Source organism: Cellvibrio sp. (assembly GCF_053579595.1).
In genome coordinates this window covers 1-5,021 of sequence record NZ_JBRFPI010000342.1, presented here as the reverse complement: position 1 = coordinate 5,021, position 5,021 = coordinate 1, and the positions used below count along the sequence as shown (strand labels likewise).

At 49.2% G+C, this 5,021-nt stretch carries 5 protein-coding genes and 1 pseudogene; all 6 read left to right on the top strand.

Annotated elements, in window-relative coordinates; genetic code table 11:
• Window positions 1-293, top strand: a pseudogene (locus tag ACWA6V_RS17220) (MFS transporter); the annotation flags it as partial.
• Window positions 294-392: 99 nt separating this feature from the next.
• On the top strand, window positions 393-950 hold the full coding sequence (gene ssb / locus ACWA6V_RS17215; protein ID WP_449523648.1) for a single-stranded DNA-binding protein: 558 nt from the start codon (window positions 393-395) through the stop codon (window positions 948-950).
• A gap of 112 nt (window positions 951-1,062) precedes the next feature.
• Complete coding sequence (locus ACWA6V_RS17210) at window positions 1,063-1,980, top strand: substrate-binding periplasmic protein (RefSeq protein ID WP_449523647.1); 918 nt, start codon at window positions 1,063-1,065, stop codon at window positions 1,978-1,980.
• A 217-nt stretch (window positions 1,981-2,197) separates the two neighbouring features.
• A complete protein-coding gene (locus ACWA6V_RS17205) occupies window positions 2,198-3,418 on the top strand; it encodes an efflux RND transporter periplasmic adaptor subunit (protein WP_449523646.1) in 1,221 nt (406 codons plus the stop codon).
• Between the two features lie 147 nt (window positions 3,419-3,565).
• Entirely contained in the window at window positions 3,566-4,300 is a 735-nt protein-coding gene (locus tag ACWA6V_RS17200) for an ABC transporter ATP-binding protein (RefSeq protein ID WP_449523645.1), read from the top strand.
• A 2-nt stretch (window positions 4,301-4,302) separates the two neighbouring features.
• Window positions 4,303-5,021: ABC transporter permease (locus ACWA6V_RS17195; protein ID WP_449523644.1), on the top strand; the 719-nt coding region annotated here is incomplete at its 3' end.

Below are 5,021 nucleotides of genomic sequence, written 5' to 3'. Positions count from 1 at the left end.
CTTTGGGAGGATGGTTGCTGCAGGAACATAGTGCCAATGCGGTGTTTCTGCTCAATGCAGTGCTGGTCTTGATTTGGCTGGCGGTCGCCTGGTCGATGAAGCCGCCACACTTTCTCGCCAGCGTGCTTATCCCCTTGCGCGGGCAAGACCATCAAGCGCTCGCGGATAAATTGCGCGCGGTAGATGGCGTGGCCGAAGTGGTGATAGTCGCCTCGGAAAATACCGTTTATCTGAAAGTTGACCAGCGCCGCGTGGATCGCAAACAACTGGCGGCGATAGTGGATGAAGTGTAAAGTGTCCGACGCCCCGCAGGGGGCAATAACCCTTAACTTGAAAGTCGCTGAAGTACAAAAACAGAAGGCGAATACACGGTAAATCAAGAGGAATTCATTATGGCTCGTGGTATTAACAAAGTAATTTTGATCGGCAATATCGGGCAAGACCCCGAAGTGAAATATATGCCCTCCGGCGGCGCGGTCACCAACGTCAGCGTAGCGACATCGGAAACATGGAAGGACAAAAATACCGGTCAACCGCAAGAGCGTACTGAATGGCACCGCGTAGTATTTTTTAATCGCCTGGGCGAGATTGCCGGCGAGTATCTGAAAAAAGGCTCCAAAGTGTATATCGAAGGTTCATTGCGTACCCGTAAATGGCAGGCGCAAGATGGCACTGATCGCTACACCACTGAAATTGTCGCCAGCGAAATGCAAATGCTCGATGGCCGCGGCGAAAACACCGGTATGGGTGGCGGCGCAGGAATGGGCGCAGCGGCTTTGGCGGGTGGTTTTGACCAGACTCCGCAATACAACAATGCACCTGCACAAGGCGGTTACAACCAGGGCGTCCAACAGCCAGCGCGCGCGCCACAACAGGCAGCGCCCCAGCACAACACTCCACCGCAACAGCCAGCAGGTTTTGATTCGTTTGATGACGATATTCCCTTCTGACGAATTGCGAACATTTTGTTATCGTTAACAGGGCGCACTTGAATCAAGCTGCGCCCTGTTTCGTTTTCGACGCTGTGTATTTAATCAATAATAATTATCGGGAGATTCAACTATGTCGGCTCAATATCAAACCGGTTCCATTTTATTAAGCATAAAAAATCTGATTGCGTTTGCGATAATCGGATGCGTCAGTCTTGGCTCATTCGCAGCGCCAGAGCAGTCCTCAGATGTGGGTGCAATGACACCCATAAAGCTATGGAATGGCAACAAAACCGCATCGCGTCAGCAGTACGAGCGCGAGATATTGGAGGCTGCACTCAATGCCACTACGGTAGCACATGGTCACTATCAATTGCAGGAAGATAAAACTGATTATCCGCTCGCTGCGGATGAAGCCAGTGTTTTCCGCAGTAAAGGTTTTGATATTTTCGGCACAGTCGCAGGTAATGCCAAATTGGCAAATGAAAAGAAAATCCTGATTCCGCTGCCGCTGATGAAAGGGTTGTTGGGCTATCGCATTTTAATTATTCGCGCCGCCGATAAAGAAAAATTTGCCGCAATTAAATCCGCTCAACAATTGCAGCAGCTGCGTATGGGAATTCCCAGCACCTGGGCCGATGCAGAACTCTTTCGTCACAATGGATACAAGGTGGAAGAGAAGGGCAGTTTTGATGATCTTTTCACCCGTTTGGAAAACAATGAATTCGATTATGTAACCTTTGGGGCTAATGAAGTCACTGGTGTATTTAACGAGCGCGCTGCCAAATCTGGAAAGTTGATTGTGGATTCCTCCCTGTTAGTGTTTTATCCATTTCCGCTCGTTTTTTACGTGAATCCTGACAATAAAGCCCTCGCTGCACGCGTGACTGAAGGGCTGCAAACTATCAGTGCTAACGGCGAGCTGGATAAAATTTTCAATCGCTATTTTGCCGCCGATTTAGCGGCAGTTAATTTGCCTGCGCGTGCCATGATCAAGCTGAAGAATCCGATCCTGCCTGCCGAAATGGCAGATTTCAAACCCTCGCTTTAAGCGCTTTCTGGTGATAATTGTCATCGCATTTCCGTGACATTGGCTGCTGTTGCAGTCAATGCATCCCCCGCTATCCTGCCCCCATAACAACACACCATGGGCAGGGATATGCACTGGAAATTCAAAACCCCAAGCTCTGGCTCTGGTCATGCGTGCTAATCAACCGCATAATCACTGTTAGTTTTTCCACCTCAAACGACCACGAGCAGAGCATATTGTGACGAATAAAGAAGAGCTTTTATCGCAGCTGCGTATAGATCGCAACCAACCAACCGATGGCAACGGTAATACCCGTTTGTGGATAGGCATTGCAGCCGCAGTGGCATTGGTTGTAACTGGATTTGCCGTGTTTACCGAACCGGCTCCCATTAAAGTGAAAATTGAAATGGCGCGTATGGCTGTACCCGATTCCTCGTCCGCTACTGTGTTGGATGCGACCGGTTATGTTGTTGCGCGCCGCACTGCGACAGTGTCATCCAAGGTGACCGGTAAAGTCGCAGAGATTTATATCGAAGAGGGGCAGCGCGTCGAAAAAGACCAAATCGTGGCGCTGCTGGATGACTCCAATACGCGCAAATCACTGGAATTAAGTAAGGCGGAATTGCACTCGGCCAAAACCCAGGTGGCCGAAACCCAAGCGCGCTTGACCGAGGCGAAGTTAACCCTGGAGCGCAACACTGAATTGGCGCGTCGCCAATTAATCAGCGCGGCGGCATTGGATAAAGCGCGCGCGGATTTTGAGTCATTGCGCGCACAATTAAATTCGCGTGAGGCCGATATTGCCGTGAGCCAAAAGCGCTTGGCATTGCAGCAGCAAAATCTCGATGATCTCACCCTGCGTGCACCCTTCACCGGTGTAGTGATTAGCAAGGATTCACAGCCAGGCGAAATGATTTCGCCGATATCCGCCGGCGGTGGTTTTACCCGCACCGGCATTTGTACGATTGTCGATATGGCCTCGCTGGAAATTGAGGTAGACGTGAATGAATCCTACATCCAGCGTGTGCGTGACGGGCAATTTGTACAAGCGGTGTTGGAAGCTTATCCCGAGTGGAAAATTCCTGCAAAAGTGATTGCGATTATTCCCACTGCCGATCGCCAAAAAGCCACAGTAAAAGTGCGCATCGGGTTTCAGGTGAGCGACCCGCGTATCCTGCCCGATATGGGGGTGAAAGTGGCGTTTATGAATGCAGAGCCTGTTGCTGAAGAGAAACCGAAAGAACCGCTAGGTGTGCGTGTACCTATCACTGCCGTGCGCTCTGAAGGTGAAGACAAATTTATTTTTGTGGTGAAAGACGGTGTGGCCGAGCTGCGTAAAGTGACACTGAAAGCCAGCTATGGCACTGATATTTATATTGGTAGTGGTTTGCGCGCAGGTGAAGATTTTGTAGTGGAAATTATCCCGGAATTAAAAGACGGCGCCAAAGTTGAGTTGTAATTAATATCCCTATCGCTGGCCGCATTGCGGCCAGTGCAAGCGAATAAAAATAAAAAATTGTCTACTGATTTGTTTCTGTTTGTCGCTTCACCGCTATTTCCGATTTATTTTTTGTCTCTTGTTCTGGTCTAACATCCTGGAGGATTTATGACGGCTCTCGCAACTCAATCACAGGCTGCCGGTGAACTGCTGGTGCAATTAAAAGGTATTTCCAAAGCCTATAAAAAAGGCAAAGAACAGGTCAACGTATTATCCAGGCTCGATCTGGATATTCGGCGCGGTGATTTCCTTGCGCTAATGGGGCCTTCAGGTTCAGGTAAAACGACCTTGTTAAATCTACTCGGTGGTCTGGATAAGCCCAGTGCCGGTGAGTTAATGATTGGCGGCCAGCGGCTCGATCAGATGTCCTCATCGCAACTCACCAAATGGCGCGCGCGCCATGTGGGTTTTATTTTCCAATTTTATAATTTAATGCCGGTATTGACCGCGGAAAAAAATGTCGAACTACCCCTGCTGTTAACCAGCTTGTCGAGCAAGCAGCGTAAACATCATGTTGCTGCAGCATTGGAGTTGGTGGGGCTGTCTAATCGTGCCAAACACTATCCGAGTGAATTATCGGGCGGTCAGGAGCAGCGTGTGGCGATTGCGCGCGCGCTGGTGAGTGACCCGGATTTATTATTGTGCGATGAACCTACAGGGGATTTGGATCGCGCCACGGCAGATGAAATTCTCTCACTCCTGCAAACCCTGAATCAACAGCAGCAAAAAACTATCATCATGGTAACCCATGATCCACGCGCCGCAGATCATGCCCGTCACATACTGCATATGGACAAAGGTGCATTGGTTAACGATGGTCGCGTTACTGATACGGGGCACTAATCATGTATTACTTACAATTTTTATTGAGTAATCTCGGACGCAAAAAAGCGCGCACCATTTTGACAGTGCTATCGATCATGATTGCATTTTTATTATTTGGTTTGCTCCGCAGTTTGGCGGCGGCTTTTGATCAGGGTGCTGAAATTGCGGGTGAAGACCGCTTGGTCAGTATTAATAAAATCAGTTTGATCCAGGCGTTGCCAGAGGCTTATTTGCCAAAGGTACAAGCATTGGAGGGGGTGGACAGGGCAACTTCCGCCAACTGGTTTGGTGGTTACTACCAGGATCCCAAAAACCAGTTTCCACAATTCCCCATTGTTGCCGAAGACTATTTTGAAATTTACAAAGAAATGATCACCTTGCCGGAAGCACAGATGCAGGCATGGAAGAAAAATCGTATCGGCGTTGTTATTGGCAAAGCCTTGGTTGATCGATTCAAATGGAAAATTGGCGATCGCATTCCGCTGATGGGTATGTTTCCTCGCGAGGGGGGTAGTACAACATGGGAATTTGTAATCGAAGGGATTTATGAGGCGAAAAGCAAAAGTGCTGACACCAGCGCTATGCTGATGCACTACGATTATTTTGATGAGGCGCGTCAATACGGTAAAGGCGATTTGGGTTGGTTAATTATTTGCGTAAAGGACCCCAAACAACCGGCGCAGGTAGTAGCGCCAGTGGATGCGCTCTTTCCAAATTCTCCCCCTGAAACCAAAACCAG

Bases quoted from the DNA above. Each gene is read 5' to 3' on its own strand.
- ssb (WP_449523648.1), top strand. From the start codon at position 393: ATGGCTCGTGGTATTAACAAAGTAATTTTGATCGGCAATATCGGGCAA.
- ACWA6V_RS17200 (WP_449523645.1), top strand. From the start codon at position 3,566: ATGACGGCTCTCGCAACTCAATCACAGGCTGCCGGTGAACTGCTGGTG.
- ACWA6V_RS17210 (WP_449523647.1), top strand. From the start codon at position 1,063: ATGTCGGCTCAATATCAAACCGGTTCCATTTTATTAAGCATAAAAAAT.